General features: G+C 67.7%; 17 protein-coding genes and 1 pseudogene. 9 read left to right on the forward strand and 9 right to left on the reverse strand.

Translation table 11 applies throughout. The features are described from left to right. The first annotated feature begins 28 nt into the window (after nt 1-28). Nucleotides 29-694 (forward strand): YceH family protein, encoded by a 666-nt coding sequence (locus EC839_RS02565; protein WP_132832081.1) that lies wholly within the window; start codon nt 29-31, stop codon nt 692-694. On the opposite strand, the gene EC839_RS02570 is transcribed toward EC839_RS02565, so the two are convergent. From EC839_RS02570 to EC839_RS02595, 6 genes are read right to left on the reverse strand one after another with little or no spacing between them, the layout of a single operon-like run. Then, nucleotides 682-2,262 carry a BatD family protein gene (locus tag EC839_RS02570; RefSeq protein ID WP_132832082.1) on the reverse strand — a complete coding sequence of 527 codons (1,581 nt, stop codon included), beginning with the start codon at nt 2,260-2,262 and terminating at the stop codon, nt 682-684. The two genes, EC839_RS02565 and EC839_RS02570, sit on opposite strands and share 13 nt — an antisense overlap. Beyond that, the gene (locus EC839_RS02575; RefSeq protein ID WP_132832083.1) at nt 2,259-3,932 is read right to left on the reverse strand and encodes a tetratricopeptide repeat protein; all 1,674 of its coding nucleotides are present in this window, start codon (nt 3,930-3,932) and stop codon (nt 2,259-2,261) included. The genes EC839_RS02570 and EC839_RS02575 overlap by 4 nt, the downstream gene beginning before the upstream one ends. Continuing rightward, nucleotides 3,929-4,927: a VWA domain-containing protein gene (locus tag EC839_RS02580; RefSeq protein WP_132832084.1), complete on the reverse strand. Its 999-nt coding sequence runs from the start codon at nt 4,925-4,927 to the stop codon at nt 3,929-3,931. Before EC839_RS02580 ends, EC839_RS02575 begins: the two co-directional genes overlap by 4 nt. Beyond that, nucleotides 4,920-5,414 (reverse strand): DUF4381 domain-containing protein, encoded by a 495-nt coding sequence (locus tag EC839_RS02585; protein ID WP_132832085.1) that lies wholly within the window; start codon nt 5,412-5,414, stop codon nt 4,920-4,922. The genes EC839_RS02580 and EC839_RS02585 overlap by 8 nt, the downstream gene beginning before the upstream one ends. After that, entirely contained in the window at nt 5,411-6,349 is a 939-nt protein-coding gene (locus EC839_RS02590; RefSeq protein WP_132832086.1) for a DUF58 domain-containing protein, read from the reverse strand. Before EC839_RS02590 ends, EC839_RS02585 begins: the two co-directional genes overlap by 4 nt. Nucleotide 6,350: 1 nt before the next feature. Then, nucleotides 6,351-7,310 carry a MoxR family ATPase gene (locus EC839_RS02595; RefSeq protein ID WP_007160342.1) on the reverse strand — a complete coding sequence of 320 codons (960 nt, stop codon included), beginning with the start codon at nt 7,308-7,310 and terminating at the stop codon, nt 6,351-6,353. Between the two features lie 317 nt (nt 7,311-7,627). Here EC839_RS02595 and EC839_RS02600 point away from each other — a divergent pair, with 317 nt between their 5' ends. Further along, entirely contained in the window at nt 7,628-9,718 is a 2,091-nt protein-coding gene (locus EC839_RS02600; RefSeq protein WP_132832087.1) for an LTA synthase family protein, read from the forward strand. 57 nt (nt 9,719-9,775) lie between these two features. On the opposite strand, the gene EC839_RS24460 is transcribed toward EC839_RS02600, so the two are convergent. From EC839_RS24460 to EC839_RS02610, 3 genes and pseudogenes are all read right to left on the reverse strand, one after another. Then, complete coding sequence (locus tag EC839_RS24460) at nt 9,776-9,991, reverse strand: cold shock domain-containing protein (RefSeq protein WP_160923550.1); 216 nt, start codon at nt 9,989-9,991, stop codon at nt 9,776-9,778. A gap of 120 nt (nt 9,992-10,111) precedes the next feature. Then, nucleotides 10,112-10,420 (reverse strand): annotated as a pseudogene (locus EC839_RS24755) (cold shock domain-containing protein membrane protein); the annotation flags it as partial. A 166-nt stretch (nt 10,421-10,586) separates the two neighbouring features. Continuing rightward, nucleotides 10,587-11,057, reverse strand: coding sequence for a Dps family protein (locus tag EC839_RS02610; protein WP_132832088.1), 471 nt, complete (start codon nt 11,055-11,057; stop codon nt 10,587-10,589). Nucleotides 11,058-11,268: 211 nt separating this feature from the next. On the opposite strand from EC839_RS02610, the gene aspS reads away from it, so the two are divergent. The 7 genes from aspS to tolQ all read left to right on the forward strand — a co-directional run bounded on the left by aspS (nt 11,269) and on the right by tolQ (nt 17,357). Then, on the forward strand, nt 11,269-13,044 hold the full coding sequence (aspS, locus tag EC839_RS02615) for an aspartate--tRNA ligase (protein ID WP_132832089.1): 1,776 nt from the start codon (nt 11,269-11,271) through the stop codon (nt 13,042-13,044). Between the two features lie 104 nt (nt 13,045-13,148). After that, nucleotides 13,149-13,895, forward strand: coding sequence for a YebC/PmpR family DNA-binding transcriptional regulator (locus EC839_RS02620; protein ID WP_007160337.1), 747 nt, complete (start codon nt 13,149-13,151; stop codon nt 13,893-13,895). Then, a complete protein-coding gene (ruvC, locus tag EC839_RS02625) occupies nt 13,895-14,455 on the forward strand; it encodes a crossover junction endodeoxyribonuclease RuvC (protein ID WP_132832090.1) in 561 nt (186 codons plus the stop codon). Before EC839_RS02620 ends, ruvC begins: the two co-directional genes overlap by 1 nt. 46 nt (nt 14,456-14,501) lie before the next feature. Then, nucleotides 14,502-15,104: a Holliday junction branch migration protein RuvA gene (ruvA, locus tag EC839_RS02630; protein WP_132832091.1), complete on the forward strand. Its 603-nt coding sequence runs from the start codon at nt 14,502-14,504 to the stop codon at nt 15,102-15,104. A 4-nt stretch (nt 15,105-15,108) separates the two neighbouring features. Then, nucleotides 15,109-16,161 (forward strand): Holliday junction branch migration DNA helicase RuvB, encoded by a 1,053-nt coding sequence (gene ruvB / locus EC839_RS02635; protein WP_007160334.1) that lies wholly within the window; start codon nt 15,109-15,111, stop codon nt 16,159-16,161. Between the two features lie 51 nt (nt 16,162-16,212). Then, nucleotides 16,213-16,662: a tol-pal system-associated acyl-CoA thioesterase gene (gene ybgC / locus EC839_RS02640; RefSeq protein WP_027601708.1), complete on the forward strand. Its 450-nt coding sequence runs from the start codon at nt 16,213-16,215 to the stop codon at nt 16,660-16,662. 2 nt (nt 16,663-16,664) lie between these two features. Continuing rightward, a complete protein-coding gene (tolQ, locus tag EC839_RS02645; protein ID WP_132832092.1) occupies nt 16,665-17,357 on the forward strand; it encodes a protein TolQ in 693 nt (230 codons plus the stop codon). The last annotated feature ends 7 nt before the right edge of the window (nt 17,358-17,364 follow it).

Consider the following 17,364-nt stretch of genomic DNA (forward strand, 5'->3'; position numbering starts at 1 on the left):
CTGGCGCGTCATCCAAGCGGAGTCCGCCATGAGCCAAGCAGTCACCCCCGCCTTTGCCGAAGAGCCGCTGGAGGCCAACGAGATCCGCGTTCTCGGCAGCCTCATCGAAAAGCAGCTGACCACGCCGGAAAGCTATCCCCTGACCCTCAATGCACTGGTGCTGGCCTGCAACCAGAAGACCAGCCGCGAGCCGGTGCTCAACCTGACCCCGGGCGAGGTGGGACAGGGGCTGCGGCGCCTGGAAGAACGCGGCCTGGCGCGCCTGGTCATGGGCAGCCGGGCGGATCGCTGGGAACAGCGCCTGGACAAGGCCCTGGAGCTTCCGCCGCCCCAGTGGGTACTCTGCGCGCTGCTGTTCCTGCGCGGGCCCCAGACCCTGGGCGAATTGCTGGCCCGCAGCGGCCGGATGCATGCCTTCGACGACACCGAGCAGGTACGCCACCACCTGGAGCGGCTGATCGCCCGTGGCCTGGCTACCGGCCTGGGTCGGCAGCCCGGCCAGCGCGAAGAGCGCTATCTGCATCTGTTCGGCAACGCCGCGGAACGCGACGCCCAGGTCGCCCAGCTGGGCAGCGCTTCCGACAACAGCTCGTCCACGGGCGGCCGCGAAGGCCGACTGGAGGCTCTGGAAGCCCGGATCGCCGCCCTCGAAGAACGCCTGGCGCGTGTCGAAGAAGCCGCTCAGCGCGGATAGAGCGGCGGCAGGGTGTCGTGCACGGCCTCGGGCGTCAGCGGCGGCAGGGCATTGATCGCCTGCCATAGCGTCTCGCCCTGCCAGCGCTGACCGGCTTCGCTGTAGAGCGCGCCGTTGAGATCATCCAGGGCTGCGGCCAGGGGTTCGAAGCGGGCGCCCATGGCCGCCAGGGTCTCCGGCTGCTGCCGCGCCCAGGCGTCCAGGGCATGACGGGTCGCGTGGGGGTCGTTGCTCTGGCAGGCGCGGCGCAGCTCTTCGCGCTGCAGGCGGCTGTCCAGATCGGGCACCGCCGGCAGGACCGCCGGCTGCCGGCGGGCACGCCACCAGAGGCCGAAGCCGAGCAGGGTGGTCAGGGCGAAGAAGGCCGTCGCCAGCTGCCAGCGCCAGAGGCCGCGGTCATTGACGGTGACCTTGGCCGCGGCTGCCGCCACCGGCTGCAGCGTCGGATCCTCGGCGACCACCAGGGTCTGGGCGGGCAGGGTGGCGCGCTCGAGGGTCTCGGTCTCGGTGTTCCACCAGACCACCTCCACCGGTGGCAGCACCTTGTCACCCGTGGAGGTGGGAATCAGGGCGACACGCTCTTCGCGTTGCCCGACCAGCCCGCGCGCCTGGGTCTGCATGGACAGCCGCGGCTGCTCGGCATAGCGCTTCACCCCCTCGGTCTCCGGCAGTACCAGCGGGGGCAACTGACCGGGGGCCAGGCCTTCGGCACGCACCTGCAGGGTGCGGGTCAGGGCGCTGCCTTCGCGAGCTTCCTCCGGTGCGGGATTCCATTGTTGCGTCAGGGTCAGATTGCGCGCCGGCACCCAGGGCGTCTGTGGCGGATAGCTGGCGGGCTGTGGCAGGACTTCCAGGGTCAGGGCCGGCGTGCGCAGCTGGATCGGCTGGCCGGCCCTGGAGCTGTCGTCGAGACCGCCGGCCAGGGTGGCGCTGAAGGTCTGGGGCGGCAGTACCAGGGTGCCGCTCTGCAGCGGATGGATGGCGTAGCGCCACTCGATCACGCCATGGCGTACACCCTCGACGTCACGCTCGTAGACCTGCGGCGTGCCGAGCAGATCCACCCGCGCCTCGCTGGGATTGGGCGGGGTGAGCACATGGTCGTCATAGAGCGCCACGGCGTGGTAGAGGCGAATGGTCAGGATGGTTTCCGCCTGCACATAGAGCCGGGTGCGCTCCACTGAGGCTTCCAGATAGACAGGTTCGCGGGCCTGGCGTTTGGCGGCGCTGGCTTCGACGGTGACAGTCAGCGGCTGGCTGCGGGCGCCGTCGAGGGTCAGGGCGGGAATGGTCAGGGCGCCGCTGGCCTTGGGTTGCAGGGTGACGTTCCAGCGGGTGGTCACCCGCTCGCCGGGCGGCAGGCTGTTCTGGCGGACCCCGAGCACCCGGAAGTCCTGCTCCAGCGGGCCGAGATCGGGCTTGCCGAACTGCGCCGGATCGGTGGTCTCGAGAATGAGTTCGAGCGTCTCGTTCTGGCTGAGCTGAGTGCGCTCCAGGCGGGCGCTGAGGTCCGCCGCCTGCACCAGGGGCGCGAGCAGCGCGAGGGGCAGCAGCAAGGGATAGGCCTTCATTGCAGCGCGTTCTCCTCGCGTTGTTGTTGCTGGTACCAGAACTTGCGGCGCAGCAGCTCGGCCGGGTTGTCGGGAATCTCCCGTAGCCACTGTTCGGCCGCCTGCCGCTGTTCTTCCGCCAGGGGGTCCTCGGCATAGGACGGACTGACCAGCCAGTCCGCGCCGGCCTGGGCCTGCTGCTGCGGGCTGGCCGCGGCGGCCGCGGTGGACGGCGGGGTGCTGCTGCTGGCTGGCTCGTCCGCCTGGGCGCTGCTCTGACTGGCGCTCTGGGCCTGGCGACTACGGGCGGCGGCCTCGGCCTGGGCCGCGGCGCGCTGGGCGAGCAGGCGTTCGAGACGGTTGCGATTGCGCAGGGCGGGGGTCAGATCGGGGCGCAGCACCAGCGCCGCCCGGTAGGCGCGCAGGGCCTCGTCCAGGCGTCCGGCCATGGCCAGGGCATTGCCGCGATTGTAGTGGCCGTCCGCCGAGGGATCCCGGGCGAAGGCCGCGGCGGCGCCGCTGAAGTCGCCGGCGCGATAGAGCGCCACGCCGCGCCAGCGCTCGTCGCTGAAGAGGTCGGCGGCCGCGCCAGCCTGTTCGTCGGCCAGCAGCTGCAGGGCCTGCTGGTCGCGACGCAGCCAGAGGTCGTCCCAGCTGCCGGCCTGGGCCGGGGGCGGCGTCAGCAACAGGCAGAAGGGCAGGCACAGCAGCCAGCCGCGGCGCGCGCCGCAGGCGACCAGGACGAGCAGGGGCAGGAGCAGCAGGTAACCCTGGTCGCGCCAGTCGGAAGGCCCCTGACCCTCGCTGGCCCGCACATCGTCGGGTCGCTCCAGCAGGCCGAGGCGGCGCAGGTCGCTGTCGTCACGCTGCAGGCGCTGATAGCGCCCGCCCAGCTCGCGAGCGACGTCCTGCAGGCGGCCTTCGGCCAGGCGGGCGATGCGGATGCCGCCGGCGGCATCGCTCAGGTAGTTGCCGGTCTCGGCGGCCACCGGGGCCCCCTGGGGCGTACCCGGGCCGAGGATCGCCAGCTGGCGCAGCCGACCCTGCAGCTGGCGCGCAAGGCCCAGCCGCTCGCGGTCATCCAGGTCGCTGGCGATGAGCAGCAGCCGGGCGCTGGTGCTGGGCGCCGGGCCGAGCAGCTCCAGGGCCTGGCCGATACCCAGGTCGGCGCGCTGACCGGGCACTGGCATGATCGACGGCCGCAGCGCCTTGAGCAGGTTGTCCATGGTCGGCAGGTCGTCGGTCAGGGGCACCAGGGTGTGGGCGCTGCCGGCATAGACGACGATGGCGGTCTCGCCGTCCTGGCGCGCCTTGAGCAGGTCCTGCAGCTTGCGCTGCACGGCCAGCAGGCGATTGGGGGTGACGTCGGTGGCGAGCAGATCGGGCGTCAGTGCCAAGACCACCACCAGTGGATCGTTGCGCCGAAAGTTCTGCGCTTCGCCCTGCTGCCAGCTGGGACCGGCCAGGGCCAGACAGGCCAGCACCCCGGCCAGCCCCAGCAGCACCAGCCCGAGGGGCGAGCGCTGGCGATCGCCGTCGCTGAGCAGCCAGGGTTGCAGCGCCGGAGGCAGCAGCGCCTGCCAGCGCCCGTGGCGATGACGGCGCCGACGCAGCGAGCCGATCACCAGGGCGACCGGCAACAGGGCCAGCAGCCACCAGGGGCGCAGGAACAGCGGCAGCCAGTCGCTCATCGGACCCTGCCTCCACGCGGCCAGCGCGGCGGCCATGGCAGGCGGCCAAGCGCCAGGGCCAGGCCGAGCAGCAGCGCCCCGGCCAGCGGCCAGGCATAGAGTTCGCGGGTGGGGCGAGCCTGGTCCGGCTGCTGGCGGATGGGTTCGAGACGATCGAGCTGGCGCGACACGGCGGCCAGCTCGGTGCTGGATCTCACCCGGAAATAGGCGCCGTTGGTGACTTCGGCGAGGTGGCGCAACATGGGTTCGTCGAGATCGCTGGGTGTTGCGCCGGCGCCCAGGGTGTCCGGGTCGGCGCCGATGCCCAGGGTATAGACGCGTACCCGCTCGCTGGCCGCCAGGCTGGCCGCCACCTCGGGCGTCACCACGCCACCGTTGCTGGCGCCATCGGTGACCAGGATCAGGGTGCGACTGTTGTCCGGGCGCTTGCGCAGGTGCTTGACCGCCAGGCCCACGGCGTCGCCCACCGCGGTGTTGCGCCCGGCCAGGCCGATCTGGGCTTCTTCCAGGAGCGCATGCACGGTACGTCGGTCGGCGGTCAGGGGTGCCTGCAGATAGGCCTGGGAGCCGAACAGGATCAGGCCGACGCGATCGCCCTGGCGGCTGTCGATGAAGCGACCGAGCAGTTGCTTGACCAGACTCAGGCGGCTGACGTTCTCGTCGCCCAGTTGCATGTCCGGGGTGTCCATCGAGCCTGAGACATCCACCGCCAGCAGCAGATCGCGACCGCTCACGTCCAGCGGCTGGGGTGGTCCCACCCATTGTGGTCGCGCCGCGGCGGCCAGGATCAGCAGCCAGCCCAGCAGAAAGGGCAGCAGTCGGCGGGCGCCGCTCAGGCCGCCGGTGTGGCGGGTGCGGCCGCCCAGGTGTTCGAGTTCACCGAGGAATTCCACCCGCAGGGCCGCCTGGCCGCTGTCGGCCGCCGGCAGGAGCACGCGCAGCGCCCAGGGTAGCGGCAGCAGCAGCCACAACCAGGGCCAGGCGAATTCAAACATGCTTGCGGATCCAGGTGGCGACGGCGTCCTGCAGGCCGTCGATGGCGCGGTCATCCAGCCGGCAGTCGGGGCGATAGCCGCCGTCGACCAGGATCATGTAGCGCGTCAGGCCGGCGGCCGGACAGCGTGAATCGAGAAAGGCCAGCCAGTCGCGGCCGCTCAGGGTCTGGCTGAGCTGATCCGGATAGCTGGCGCGGCAGAGGCGCTTGAGCAGGGCATTCAGCGCCTGCAACCAGGGTCCTGCCGGCGCGCCATAGGGGCGCGGCAGACGGGCCAGTTCGGCCAGGGCGGTGGTACGCAGATCCTCTTCGGTGGTCGCTTCGGCGAGGGGCGCGCTGACCAGCGGCCGCCGGCCATGGCGGTGGCGCAGAAAGAAGCCCAGGGCTACCACGATCAGCAGCAGCAGCCACCAGCCCGGCGCCGGTGGCCAGAACGCCGGCTCCGGCGGCAACCGCAGCGGCTCCAGATTCGGCAGGCCGGGGGTCACGAGGTGTACCCCGGACGGTGCTGGCGCAGGAGATGCCGCAACTGCTCGACCAGATCGTCCGCCGTGGAGAGCGGTAGCAGGGGAATGCCCAGGCGCAGGCTGAGTTCGGTCCAGCGTGCGCGGCGCTGCGCGGCCTGCTCAGCATAGCCGTGGCGCACGTCGGCGCGGTCGGTGTCCAGCTCCACTTCCGCCGGACCGCTGGTGAAGCGCAGCAGGCCGGCCTGGGGCAATTCGTGATCCAGCGGATCGGAAAGCGGCAGCAGGACCAGATCACTGTGCCGCGAGAGCAGGGTGAGGTGCTGCTCGGTGGCCACGTCCAGGCTGCGCTCGTCGCAGATCACCAGCGCCAGGCTGCCGGGGCGCAGCACCTCGCGGGCACGGCGCAGGACCTGGTTGAAGGTGATGCGTGGCACCTGGGCCAGGGCCGGATCCTGCAGCGCCCGGTTGGCGTTGATCAGGTGGTCGAAGAAGCGCAGCAGATTCTGCTTGCTGCGCCGCGGGCGCACCTCATGGAGGCGCTCGCCGCCAAAGATCATGCCGCCGATGCGGTCGTTGTGCTCCAGCACCGCCCAGCCGATCAACGCGGCCAGGCGCCCGGCCAGCACCGACTTGAATTGCTGGCGTGTGCCGAAGAAGGTGCGCGGACTCTGTTCCAGCAGGAGATAGACCGGCCGCTCGCGTTCTTCGTGGAACAGCTTGGTATGGGGCTCGCGGGTGCGGGCGGTGACGCGCCAATCGATGGCGCGCACGTCATCGCCGGGCTGATAGGCGCGCACCTGGTCGAAGTCCACGCCGCGCCCGCGCAGGCGGGAGTGGTGCAGGCCGATCAGCGGGCTGCGCCGTCCGGCGGCGGAAAACAGCTGCACCTCGACCATCCGATGGCGCATCTCGATGAGCTCGGCCAGGCCCAAGGTCACGCCGTTGCGCTCGGCCATCTCAGGCCACGGCCACCAGATCGAGGATGCGCTGCACCACCCGGTCGTGATCGATACCGGCGGCTTCCGCCTCGAAGGACAGGATGATGCGGTGGCGCAGGACGTCGAAGACCACCGCCTGGATATCCTCCGGGCTGACGAAATCCCGCCCGGCCAGCCAGGCGTGGGCACGGGCGCAGCGATCCAGGGCGATGGAACCGCGCGGACTGGCGCCGTAGGTGATCCAGTGCGCCAGGTCCTGGTCGAAGCGCCCCGGGGTGCGGGTCGCCATGATCAGCTGGACCAGGTATTCCTCCACGGCATCGGCCATGTACAGCCCGAGCACCTCGCGGCGGGCCGCGTTGATGGCCGCCTGGGTGACGCGCTCGGTCGGCAGGGTCTCGCCGTCCAGGGCTTCGCCACGGGCCTGGGCGAGGATGCGACGCTCCACCGAGGCGTCGGGGTAGCCGATCTTGACGTGCATCAGGAAGCGATCGAGCTGGGCCTCGGGCAGGGGATAGGTGCCTTCCTGCTCGATGGGATTCTGGGTGGCCATCACCAGGAAGAGATCGGGCAGGGCATAGGAGGTGCGACCGATGCTCACCTGGCGTTCGGCCATGGCTTCCAGCAGCGCGGATTGCACCTTGGCCGGCGCCCGGTTGATCTCGTCGGCCAGCACCAGGTTGTGGAAGATCGGCCCCTGCTGGAAGGAAAAGGTCGCCGTGTCGGGACGATAGATCTCGGTGCCGGTGATGTCGGCCGGCAGCAGGTCGGGGGTGAACTGGATGCGGTGGAAATCCGCTTCCAGGCCTTCCGCCAGGTCCTTGATGGCCTTGGTCTTGGCCAGCCCGGGAGCGCCTTCCACCAGCAGATGACCGTCCGCCAGCACCGCGATGAGCAGGCGCTCCACCAGGGTTTCCTGGCCAAGGATCTGGCTGGTCAGGTAGGTGCGAAGCACCTGCAGAGCGTCACGGTGAGCCATGGGACATCCTGAATACGGCACTGGAGCGGTCGAGGGTGCTGGATTTTACTGCAAGCGGCCGCTGCCGCCCATGCCTGCGCTGACGTCGCATCCAGAGCAGTCCTTGACGAAATTTTGACGAGCCACTGCTCAGGCTGGGCGCTGGTCGGCGCGGCGGAGGTCTCGCTTCGCCTACGTCGAGTAGGCCAGGACTGGCGCGATCGCGCCGGATGGTTAAACTCCCACGCCTGCCGATCGCGCCCGAGGCCTCTGCGTGGCCGATCCCGAGCCGCTGGCCACGCGCCGCGAATCCCTGCTGCTTTTGACAAGGTGTTTTCATGTCGCAAACGGAAGTCCCCCACACCCCGCGCGCCGCTGGCATCCGCCCGCTGCCGACGCTGGGCAGCCATCTCAGCTTCGTGCTGGGGTGCGCCCTGGCGCTGATGGTCATGTTCACCCTGTTGCGCCTGGCGCTGCTGGGCTACAACACCGACCTGATCGGCGACTCGCCCTTCGCCACCTTTGCCGAGGCCTTCTTCAACGGTGCCCGCTTCGACCTGCGTCTGGTGGTCTATATCTGCGTGCCCTCGCTGCTCTGCCTGTTGAGTGCCAGGGCCATGGCCGCCCGCCGGCTGCAGGCCGGCTGGTTCACCCTGGCCGCCAGCCTCTGCCTGCTGCTGGGCGTCGGCGAGCTGAATTTCTACCGCGAATTCCACCAGCGCCTGAACAGCCTGGTGTTCCAGTACATGCAGGAAGACCTGCACACCGTCACCAGCATGATCTGGAACGGCTTCCCGGTGCTGCGCCTGCTCCTGGCCTGGGCCGTGGCGACCCTGCTGCTGGGTCTGGTGTTCTTTGGCGTCGAGCGGGCCACCCGGCGTCATGTCGCGGCGCGACCGGCCGCCTGGTATCGCCGGGGCGCGGTATTCCTGCTCTGCCTGGTGGTGGCCGTCATTGCCGCCCGCGGCACCTTGAGATCCGGGCCGCCACTGCGCTGGGGCGACGCCTACACCACCGACTCCATGTTCGCCAACCACCTCGGTCTGAACGGCACCCTGACCCTGATCAATGCCGCCGAGAACAGCTTCTCCGATCATCGTGACAACAGCTGGAAGGCCACCATGCCGGCCGCCGACGCCCTGACCGTGACTCGGCAACTGCTGCTGACCCCGCGCGACGAGCTGATCGATGCCGACAAGGCCGCCGTCCGCCGGATCTACACCCCGCCCACCGACGGCCAGTTGCCCAAGGTGCGCAACGTCGTGGTGATCCTCATGGAAAGCATGGCCGGTCGCTACATCGGCGCCCTCGGCAACGAAGACGGCATCACCCCGAACTTCGACGCCCTGGCCAAGCAGGGCACCCTGTTCACCCGCTTCTTCTCCAACGGCACCCATACCCACCAGGGCATGTTCGCCACCATGGCCTGCTTCCCCAACCTGCCGGCCTTCGAGTACCTGATGCGCATGCCCGAGGGCGCGCACCAGTTCTCCGGTCTGCCGCAACTGCTCAGCACCCGTGGCTTCGACGACGTCTACGTCTACAACGGCAACTTCCAGTGGGACAACCAGTCCGGTTTCTTCAGCAACCAGGGCATGACCACCTTCGTCGGTCGCGAGGACTTCGTGAATCCGGTGTTCATGGATCCGACCTGGGGCGTCTCCGACCAGGACATGTTCGACCGCTCCGTGCAGGAGCTGGACAAGCTGGCCAAGGCGCCGGACGGCAAACCCTTCTATGCGCTGCTGCAGACCCTGTCCAACCACACCCCCTATGCGCTGCCCAAGGACCTGCCGGTCACCCCGGTCACCGGTCACGGCTCGCTCGACGAACACCTCACCGCGATGCGCTACGCCGACTGGTCGCTGGGTCAGTTCTTTGCCAAGGTCAAGAACGAGCCCTGGTACCAGGACACCCTGTTCGTCATCGTCGGTGACCACGGCTTCGGCAACAACGAGCAGATCACCGAGATGGACCTGTCGCGCTTCAACGTACCGCTCCTGCTGATCGGTCCGGGCGTGCAGGAAACCTTCGGTGCCCGTCGCGACACCGTCGGCAGCCAGATCGACGTGGTACCCACGGTGCTGGCCCGCTTCGGCAAGCCGACCCAGCACCAGTGCTGGGGTCGTGATCTGCTGGGTCTGCCCCAGGGCGACCCGGGCGTGGCGGTGATCAAGCCGTCGGGCAGCGACCAGACCGTGGCCCTGGTCACGGGCGATCGCATCCTGGTCAAGCCGCGCGACCGCGACGCCGTGCTCTATCGCTATCACCTGGGCACCCAGGCCGGTGGCGAGGTGCTCAAGGGCGACGCCAGCGCGCCCGAGCTACAGAAGCGCCTGGAGGCCTTCATCCAGACCGCCACGGCCAGCCTGCTCGGCAACACCACCGGCATGAACGACAGCAAGGCGGCGGCCGCCCAGCGGCAGTAGCCTCATTGCCCATGAAAAAGGCCGCCCGAGGGCGGCCTTTCTTTTTGCCGGCAGCGATCAGGCCGCGATCACCACGTCCTCGGCCTGCAGGCCCTTGTCGCGCTGGATCACCGAGAATTCCACGCGCTGGCCTTCCATCAGCACCCGATGACCTTCGCCACGGATCGCGCGGAAGTGCACGAAGATGTCGTCGCCGGTGTCGCGGGAGATGAAGCCGAAGCCCTTGGAGGTGTTGAACCACTTCACCGTGCCGCGCTCGCGGTCATCGGCCAGCGGACGGGCCTGGGCAGCGGCAGCGGGGGCCGGACGCGCGGCCTGACGCGGACGAACCTCGCTGTCGGCCACCGCGGCGTTGCCCGCCGGGGCGCGAAACTTTTCCGGCAGGCTGGCCAGGGCGGCGACCAGGGTCAGACCTAGCGGCAGCAATTCGGCCGGTAGGCCGCCGATCTGCTCGAGGGGCGCCAGCAGGATGAAGGTCTGGGCCACGACGGCGATCACCAGCAGGGCACTGGCGAGCTTCTGGGCACCGCTGCTGCGGGCACGGGAGAACGGCGTGAAGAGGAGGGTGGCAAGACCCAGCAGGGCCAGATGGATGGACTCGGGTTGGTCGAAGGACGAGGTGTCGGACTGCAGTCCGGGAATCGCCGATAACAGGAGCGCGGCAGCGCCCACCACGACATGGACAGTAGATAACGTGTTCAATGTGAAATCACCTTGGGATAGAGAACACGGGTCTGCCGAAACTGCCGATACAGTGCCCGACAGCGGCGTGACCCGGCGCGAAAAGCGCGTCCTTATTTAACCCAAAAGGTGAGGGCCGCTCAATCGTGGCACCGTCGCGGGCCGCGACCCGCGACGGCAGCCGGAGCTAGGCGGCGAGCAGGCTGCGCAGCATCCAGGCGGTCTTCTCGTGGGTCTGCATGCGCTGGGTCAGCAGATCGGCGGTGGGTTCGTCGCTGACCTTGTCCAGCAGCGGGAAGATGCCCCGCGCGGTGCGCACCACGGCTTCCTGACCCTGCACCAGCAGACGGATCATCTCCTGGGCGTCCGGCACCCCTTCCTCTTCCTTGATGCTCGACAGGCGGGCATAGGCGGCATAGGTACCCGGCGCCGGGAAACCCAGGGCACGGATGCGCTCGGCGATGTCGTCCACCGCCACGGCCAGCTCGGTGTACTGGGTCTCGAACATCAGGTGCAGGGTGTTGAACATCGGCCCGGTCACGTTCCAGTGGAAGTTGTGGGTCTTCAGATACAGGGTGTAGGTGTCGGCCAGGAGGCGCGACAGGCCCTCGGCGATCTGGGCACGATCCTGTTCGGCGATTCCGATGTTGATTTCCATGCTGACGGCTCCTGTGCGTCGGTTGCGAAGGGCTCCGAGGCTATCACAGAACCGCTGGCCGTTTAGCCAGTGTTCGCACGTCGAGCTGCGTGCCCGGCTACGGTAAAATCGTGACGGATGATATAGAATCTCCCGTTCAGTCGAGCGCCCGGTCCTGCCGGCCCGGCGCCTCCACGCATTCAGCCTGTTCTAGAGAAGCGAAACCACGACCATGATGCGCAGCCACTATTGCGGCCAGTTGAACGAGAGCCTGGACGGCCAGGAAATCACCCTCTGCGGTTGGGTCCACCGCCGCCGTGACCACGGCGGGGTCATCTTCCTCGACATCCGCGATCGCGAAGGCCTGGCCCAGGTGGTGTTCGATCCGGATCGCGCCGAAACCTTCGCCAAGGCCGACCGCGTGCGCAGCGAGTATGTCGTCAAGCTCACCGGCAAGGTGCGCCTGCGTCCCGAAGGTGCGCGCAACGCCAACATGGCCTCCGGCGCCATCGAAGTGCTGGGCTACGAGCTGGAAGTGCTCAACGAAGCGGAAACCCCGCCGTTCCCGCTCAACGAATACACCGATGTCGGCGAAGAGACCCGCCTGCGCTATCGCTTCATCGACCTGCGCCGTCCGGAGATGGCCGAGAAGCTCAAGCTGCGTTCGCGCATCACCTCCAGCATCCGCCGCTACCTGGACGAAAACGGTTTCCTCGACGTGGAAACCCCGATCCTGACCCGGGCCACCCCCGAGGGTGCCCGCGACTACCTGGTGCCCAGCCGCACCCATCCCGGCAGCTTCTTCGCCCTGCCGCAGTCGCCCCAGCTGTTCAAGCAGCTGCTGATGGTCGCCGGCTTTGATCGCTACTACCAGATCGCCAAGTGCTTCCGCGACGAAGACCTGCGGGCCGACCGCCAGCCGGAATTCACCCAGATCGACATCGAGACCAGCTTCCTCGATGAAAAAGACATCATGGACATCACCGAGACCATGGTGCGCAACCTGTTCAAGGAAGTCCTGGGCGTCGAATTCGGCGAGCTGCCGCACATGACCCTGGCCGAGGCCATGCGTCGCTTCGGTTCCGACAAGCCGGACCTGCGCATCCCGCTGGAACTTACGGACGTGGAAGACCAGCTCAAGGACGTCGACTTCAAGGTCTTCGCTGGTCCGGCCAACGATCCCAAGTGCCGCGTCGCCGCCTTGCGCGTGCCGGGCGGCGCGAGCATGCCGCGCAAGCAGATCGACGACTACACCAAGTTCGTCGGCATCTACGGCGCCAAGGGCCTGGCCTACATCAAGGTCAACGAGCGCGCCGCCGGCGTCGAGGGCCTGCAGTCGCCGATCGTCAAGAACATCCCCCTGGACAACATCAACGTCATCCTCGACCGCGTCGGCGCGGTGGATGGCGACATCGTGTTCTTTGGCGCGGACAAGACCAAGATCGTTTCCGAGGCCCTCGGTGCGCTGCGCATCAAGCTCGGCCACGATCTGAAGCTGCTGACCTGCGAGTGGGCGCCGCTGTGGGTGGTCGACTTCCCAATGTTCGAGGAAAACGACGATGGCAGCCTGACCGCCATGCACCACCCCTTCACCTCGCCCAAGTGCAGCCCGCAAGAGCTCAAGGCCAACCCGGGTGCGGCGCTGTCGCGCGCTTACGACATGGTGCTAAACGGCACTGAGCTGGGCGGCGGTTCCATTCGTATCCACGACAAGAAGATGCAGCAGGCGGTCTTCGAGGTGCTGGGGATCAGCGAAGCGGAACAGGAAGAGAAGTTCGGCTTCCTGCTGGACGCCCTGAAGTTCGGCGCGCCGCCCCACGGCGGCCTGGCCTTCGGCCTGGATCGCCTGGTGATGCTGATGACTGGCGCCTCGTCCATTCGCGAAGTCATCGCCTTCCCGAAGACCCAGAGCGCCGCCGACGTCATGACCCAGGCGCCCGGCGCCGTCGATGCCAAGGCGCTGCGCGAGCTGCACATCCGCCTGCGCGAGCAGCCCAAGGCGGAATAAGCCTTATCGGAGGAGGGCGCCTGGACCGGTGCCCGCCGTTTCCCTTTTCACTGCGCCGCGACCATCGCCGCGGCGCCGTCTTCCTCGAGACATTGGAGTAGCTTATGGCCGGTCATTCCAAGTGGGCCAACATCAAGCATCGCAAAGAGCGTCAGGATGCCAAGAAGGGCAAGATCTTCACCAAGATCATCCGTGAGCTGACCGTGGCCGCGCGCCAGGGCGGCGGCGTTCCGGCCGACAACCCCCGCTTGCGCCTGGCGGTGGACAAGGCGCTGACCGCCAACATGACCCGCGACACCATCGACCGGGCCATCGCCCGGGGCGTGGGCGCCGGCGAAGGCGAGAACGTCGAGGAACTGACCTACGAAGGCTATGCTCCGAGCGGCGTCGCCATCATCGTCGAGGCCATGACCGACAACCGCAACCGCACCGCGGCCGAAGTCCGCCACGCCTTCAACAAGTGCGGTGGCAACCTGGGCACCGACGGTTCGGTGGCCTATCTCTTCGAGCGCAAGGGCCAGATCAGCTACGCCCCCGGCCTGGACGAGGACGCCCTGATGGAAGCCGCCCTGGAAGCGGGTGCCGACGACGTGGTCGCCAACGACGATGGCTCCATCGACGTCTTCACCAGCTTCGCCGACTTCATCGCCGTCAACGAAGCCCTCACCGCGGCCGGCTACAAGGCCGACGAAGCCGAGGTGACCATGATCCCCTCGACCTCCGCGACCCTGGACCTGGAAACCGCGCAAAAGGTGCTCAAGCTGATCGACATGCTCGAAGACCTGGACGACGTGCAGAACGTCTACTCCAACGCCGACATCCCCGAGGATGTCATGGCGCAGCTCGGCTGATGTCCCTCTACGAGCGCCTGCCGCCCGCGGCTGCCGGTACCCTGGTGCTGGGCATCGACCCGGGCTCGCGGCTGACCGGCTTCGGCGTGGTGCGCGATACCGGGCAAGGCTGCGAGTACGTCGCCTCCGGCTGCATCCGGACCGGCAACGGTCCGTTGCCGGAGCGGCTGCAGATCGTCTACCGCGGTGTGCGCGACGTCATCGCCCAGTACGGGCCGGTCACCATGGGCATCGAGCAGGTGTTCATGGCGCGCAACGCCGACTCGGCGCTCAAGCTGGGCCAGGCCCGGGGGGCGGCCATCGTCGCCGGCGCCGAGGGTGGTCTGGAGATTTCCGAATACACCGCGAGCCAGGTCAAGCAGGCCGTGGTCGGTAACGGTGGAGCGGATAAGCAGCAGGTGATGCTGATGGTGATGCACCTGCTGCGCCTGACCGAAAAACCCCAGATCGACGCCTCCGACGCCCTGGCCATCGCCCTGTGCCATGCCCACACCCGGCAGAGCCTGGTTCCCCATGGCCTGCTGGCGACCCGCCGCCGCGGCGGTCGCCTGCGTCTCTAGCGCCATCCGCTCCATCATCTCGCTTCAACGTTAGGAAGGTATCCCAGTGATCGGTCGTCTACGTGGCACCCTGGCGGAAAAGCAGCCGCCCCATCTCCTGCTCGACGTGGGCGGAGTCGGCTACGAGGTCGAAGTGCCCATGACGACCCTTTATCGGCTACCGGCCCAGGGCGAAGTCGTCACATTGCATACCCACCTCGTGGTACGGGAAGATGCGCACCTGCTGTATGGGTTCGGGGAAAAGCGCGAGCGTGAGCTGTTTCGCGAGCTGATCCGACTCAATGGTGTCGGCCCCAAGCTGGCCCTGGCGTTGATGTCCAGTCTCGAGGTGGATGAATTGGTTCGCTGTGTGCAAGCCCAGGACACGGCCGCTCTGGTCAAGGTGCCGGGGGTGGGCAAGAAGACCGCCGAGCGTCTGCTGGTCGAGCTCAAGGACCGTTTCAAGGCCTGGGAAAATCTGCCCGCCATCGCCCCCCTGGTCCTGCCGCACCAGGCCGCCGTGGCGGCCAGCGCCGAGGCCGATGCGGTCAGCGCCCTGGTCGCCCTGGGCTTCAAGCCCCAGGAAGCCAGTCGCGCCGTCGCCGCCGTGGAAGGGGAAGACCTTTCCAGCGAGGAACTCATCCGTCGCGCCCTGAAGGGCATGGTCTGATCCCATGATAGAAACCGATCGTCTCATCTCGGCCGGTGGCCGCGACCGCGAGGAAGTCCAGGATCGCGCCATCCGCCCGGTGCGGCTGGCGGATTACATCGGTCAGCCGGTGGTGCGCGACCAGATGGGCCTGTTCATCCAGGCGGCCAAGGGCAGGGGCGAAGCCCTCGACCACACCCTGATCTTCGGTCCGCCCGGTCTGGGCAAGACCACGCTGGCCAACATCATCGCCCAGGAAATGCGGGTGTCCCTGAAGAGCACCTCCGGTCCGGTACTGGAGCGCCCGGGCGATCTCGCCGCGCTGCTGACCAACCTGGAAGCGGGCGATGTGCTCTTCATCGACGAGATCCATCGCCTCTCGCCCATCGTCGAGGAGGTCCTCTATCCGGCGATGGAGGACTACCAGCTCGACATCATGATCGGCGAAGGCCCGGCGGCGCGCTCCATCAAGCTTGATCTGCCGCCCTTCACCCTGGTCGGCGCGACCACCCGTGCCGGCATGCTGACCAATCCGCTGCGCGATCGCTTCGGGATCGTCCAGCGCCTGGAGTTCTACGGCACCGCCGACCTGGCCACCATCGTCACCCGCTCCGCCGGCATCCTCGGCCTCGCCATCGAAGCCGAGGGCGCGATGGAAATCGCCCGCCGCGCGCGAGGCACGCCGCGGATCGCCAATCGCCTGCTGCGGCGGGTGCGGGACTTCGCCGAGGTGCGAGGGCAGGGCCATATCAGCCACGACATCGCCAGTCGCGCCCTCGACCTGCTGGACGTCGATGCCCAGGGCTTCGATCACCAGGATCGCCGGCTGCTGCTGACCATGATCGACAAGTTCGACGGTGGTCCGGTGGGCGTGGACAGCCTGGCTGCGGCCATCAGCGAAGAACGTCACACCATCGAAGACGTGCTGGAACCCTATTTGATCCAGCAAGGCTATATCATGCGCACGCCGCGCGGGCGGGTGGTGACCCGACATGCCTATCTGCACTTCGGACTCAACCTGCCGACGCGTCTGGCCCAGGGCGGTACGCCCGATCTGTTCGAGGTCAATGGTAACTAAATGCAGTTGCGAACATTTCTGATTGGCAACGGCGAGGCTAGGTTCTAGAGTATGCACGCGCAATCGCGGAGCCCGTCGCCGTCCGTCCTCAGGTGTCGTGTCTACTACGAAGATACCGATGCCGGCGGCATCGTCTATTACGTCAACTACCTCAAGTTCATGGAACGCGCCCGCACCGAGCGACTGCGCGCGCTGGGCTATGCCCAGTCCGAACTCGCCCGGGACGGTCTGCTCTTCGTCGTCCACAGCAGCGAAGCGCGCTACCATGCGCCCGCGCGGCTGGATGACGAGTTGCTGATCGGTGCCGAGGTGGTCGAAGCGAAGCGCGCCAGCCTCAGGTTTCATCAGGAGGTCCGGCGTGCCAAGGACGATGTCCTGCTCTGTGAAGGGTGGGTGACGGTCGCCTGCGTGCGTGCTGACAGCTTTAGGCCGAGGGCCATGCCCGAGGCCATGCGAACGGTTCTTGCCGGAAGTCCGGCGTCAATTCAATCAGGAGATTAAGCGTGCAACCCAACGTCGACCATACGTCCATGTGGAGCCTCATCGCCAACGCCAGTCTGGTGGTGCAACTGGTGATGCTCATCCTGGTCGCAGCCTCCGTCACGTCCTGGATCATGATCATCCAGCGTGGCAATGCCATGCGCGCCGCCAAGCGTTCCCTGGATGCCTTCGAAGAGAAATTCTGGTCAGGCATCGATCTGTCCAAGCTGTACCGCCAGGCTGGCAGCAACCCCGATCCGGATTCCGGCGTCGAGCAGATCTTCCGCGCCGGTTTCAAGGAATTCTCCCGTCTGCGTCAGCAGCCCGGCGTAGATCCCGATGCCGTGATGGAAGGTGTCGCCCGCGCCATGCGCGTGGCCATCTCCCGCGAGGAAGAAAAGCTCGAGCAGGCCCTGCCGTTCCTGGCCACCGTCGGTTCCACAAGTCCCTACGTGGGTCTGTTCGGTACCGTCTGGGGCATCATGAACTCCTTCCGCGGCCTGTCCACTGCCCAGCAGGCGACCCTGGCCACCGTGGCCCCCGGCATCGCCGAAGCCCTGATCGCCACCGCCATCGGTCTGTTCGCCGCCATTCCCGCCGTCGTGGCCTACAACCGTTTCGCCGCCCGCTCGGAAATGCTGATCAACCGCTACTACACCTTTGCGGATGAATTCCAGGCCATCCTGCACCGCAAAGTCCACACCAGCGACGAATAAAGAGGTA

It is taken from the genome of Pseudomonas sp. JUb52 (assembly GCF_004341115.1).
Classification (GTDB): domain Bacteria; phylum Pseudomonadota; class Gammaproteobacteria; order Pseudomonadales; family Pseudomonadaceae; genus Chryseomonas; species Chryseomonas oryzihabitans.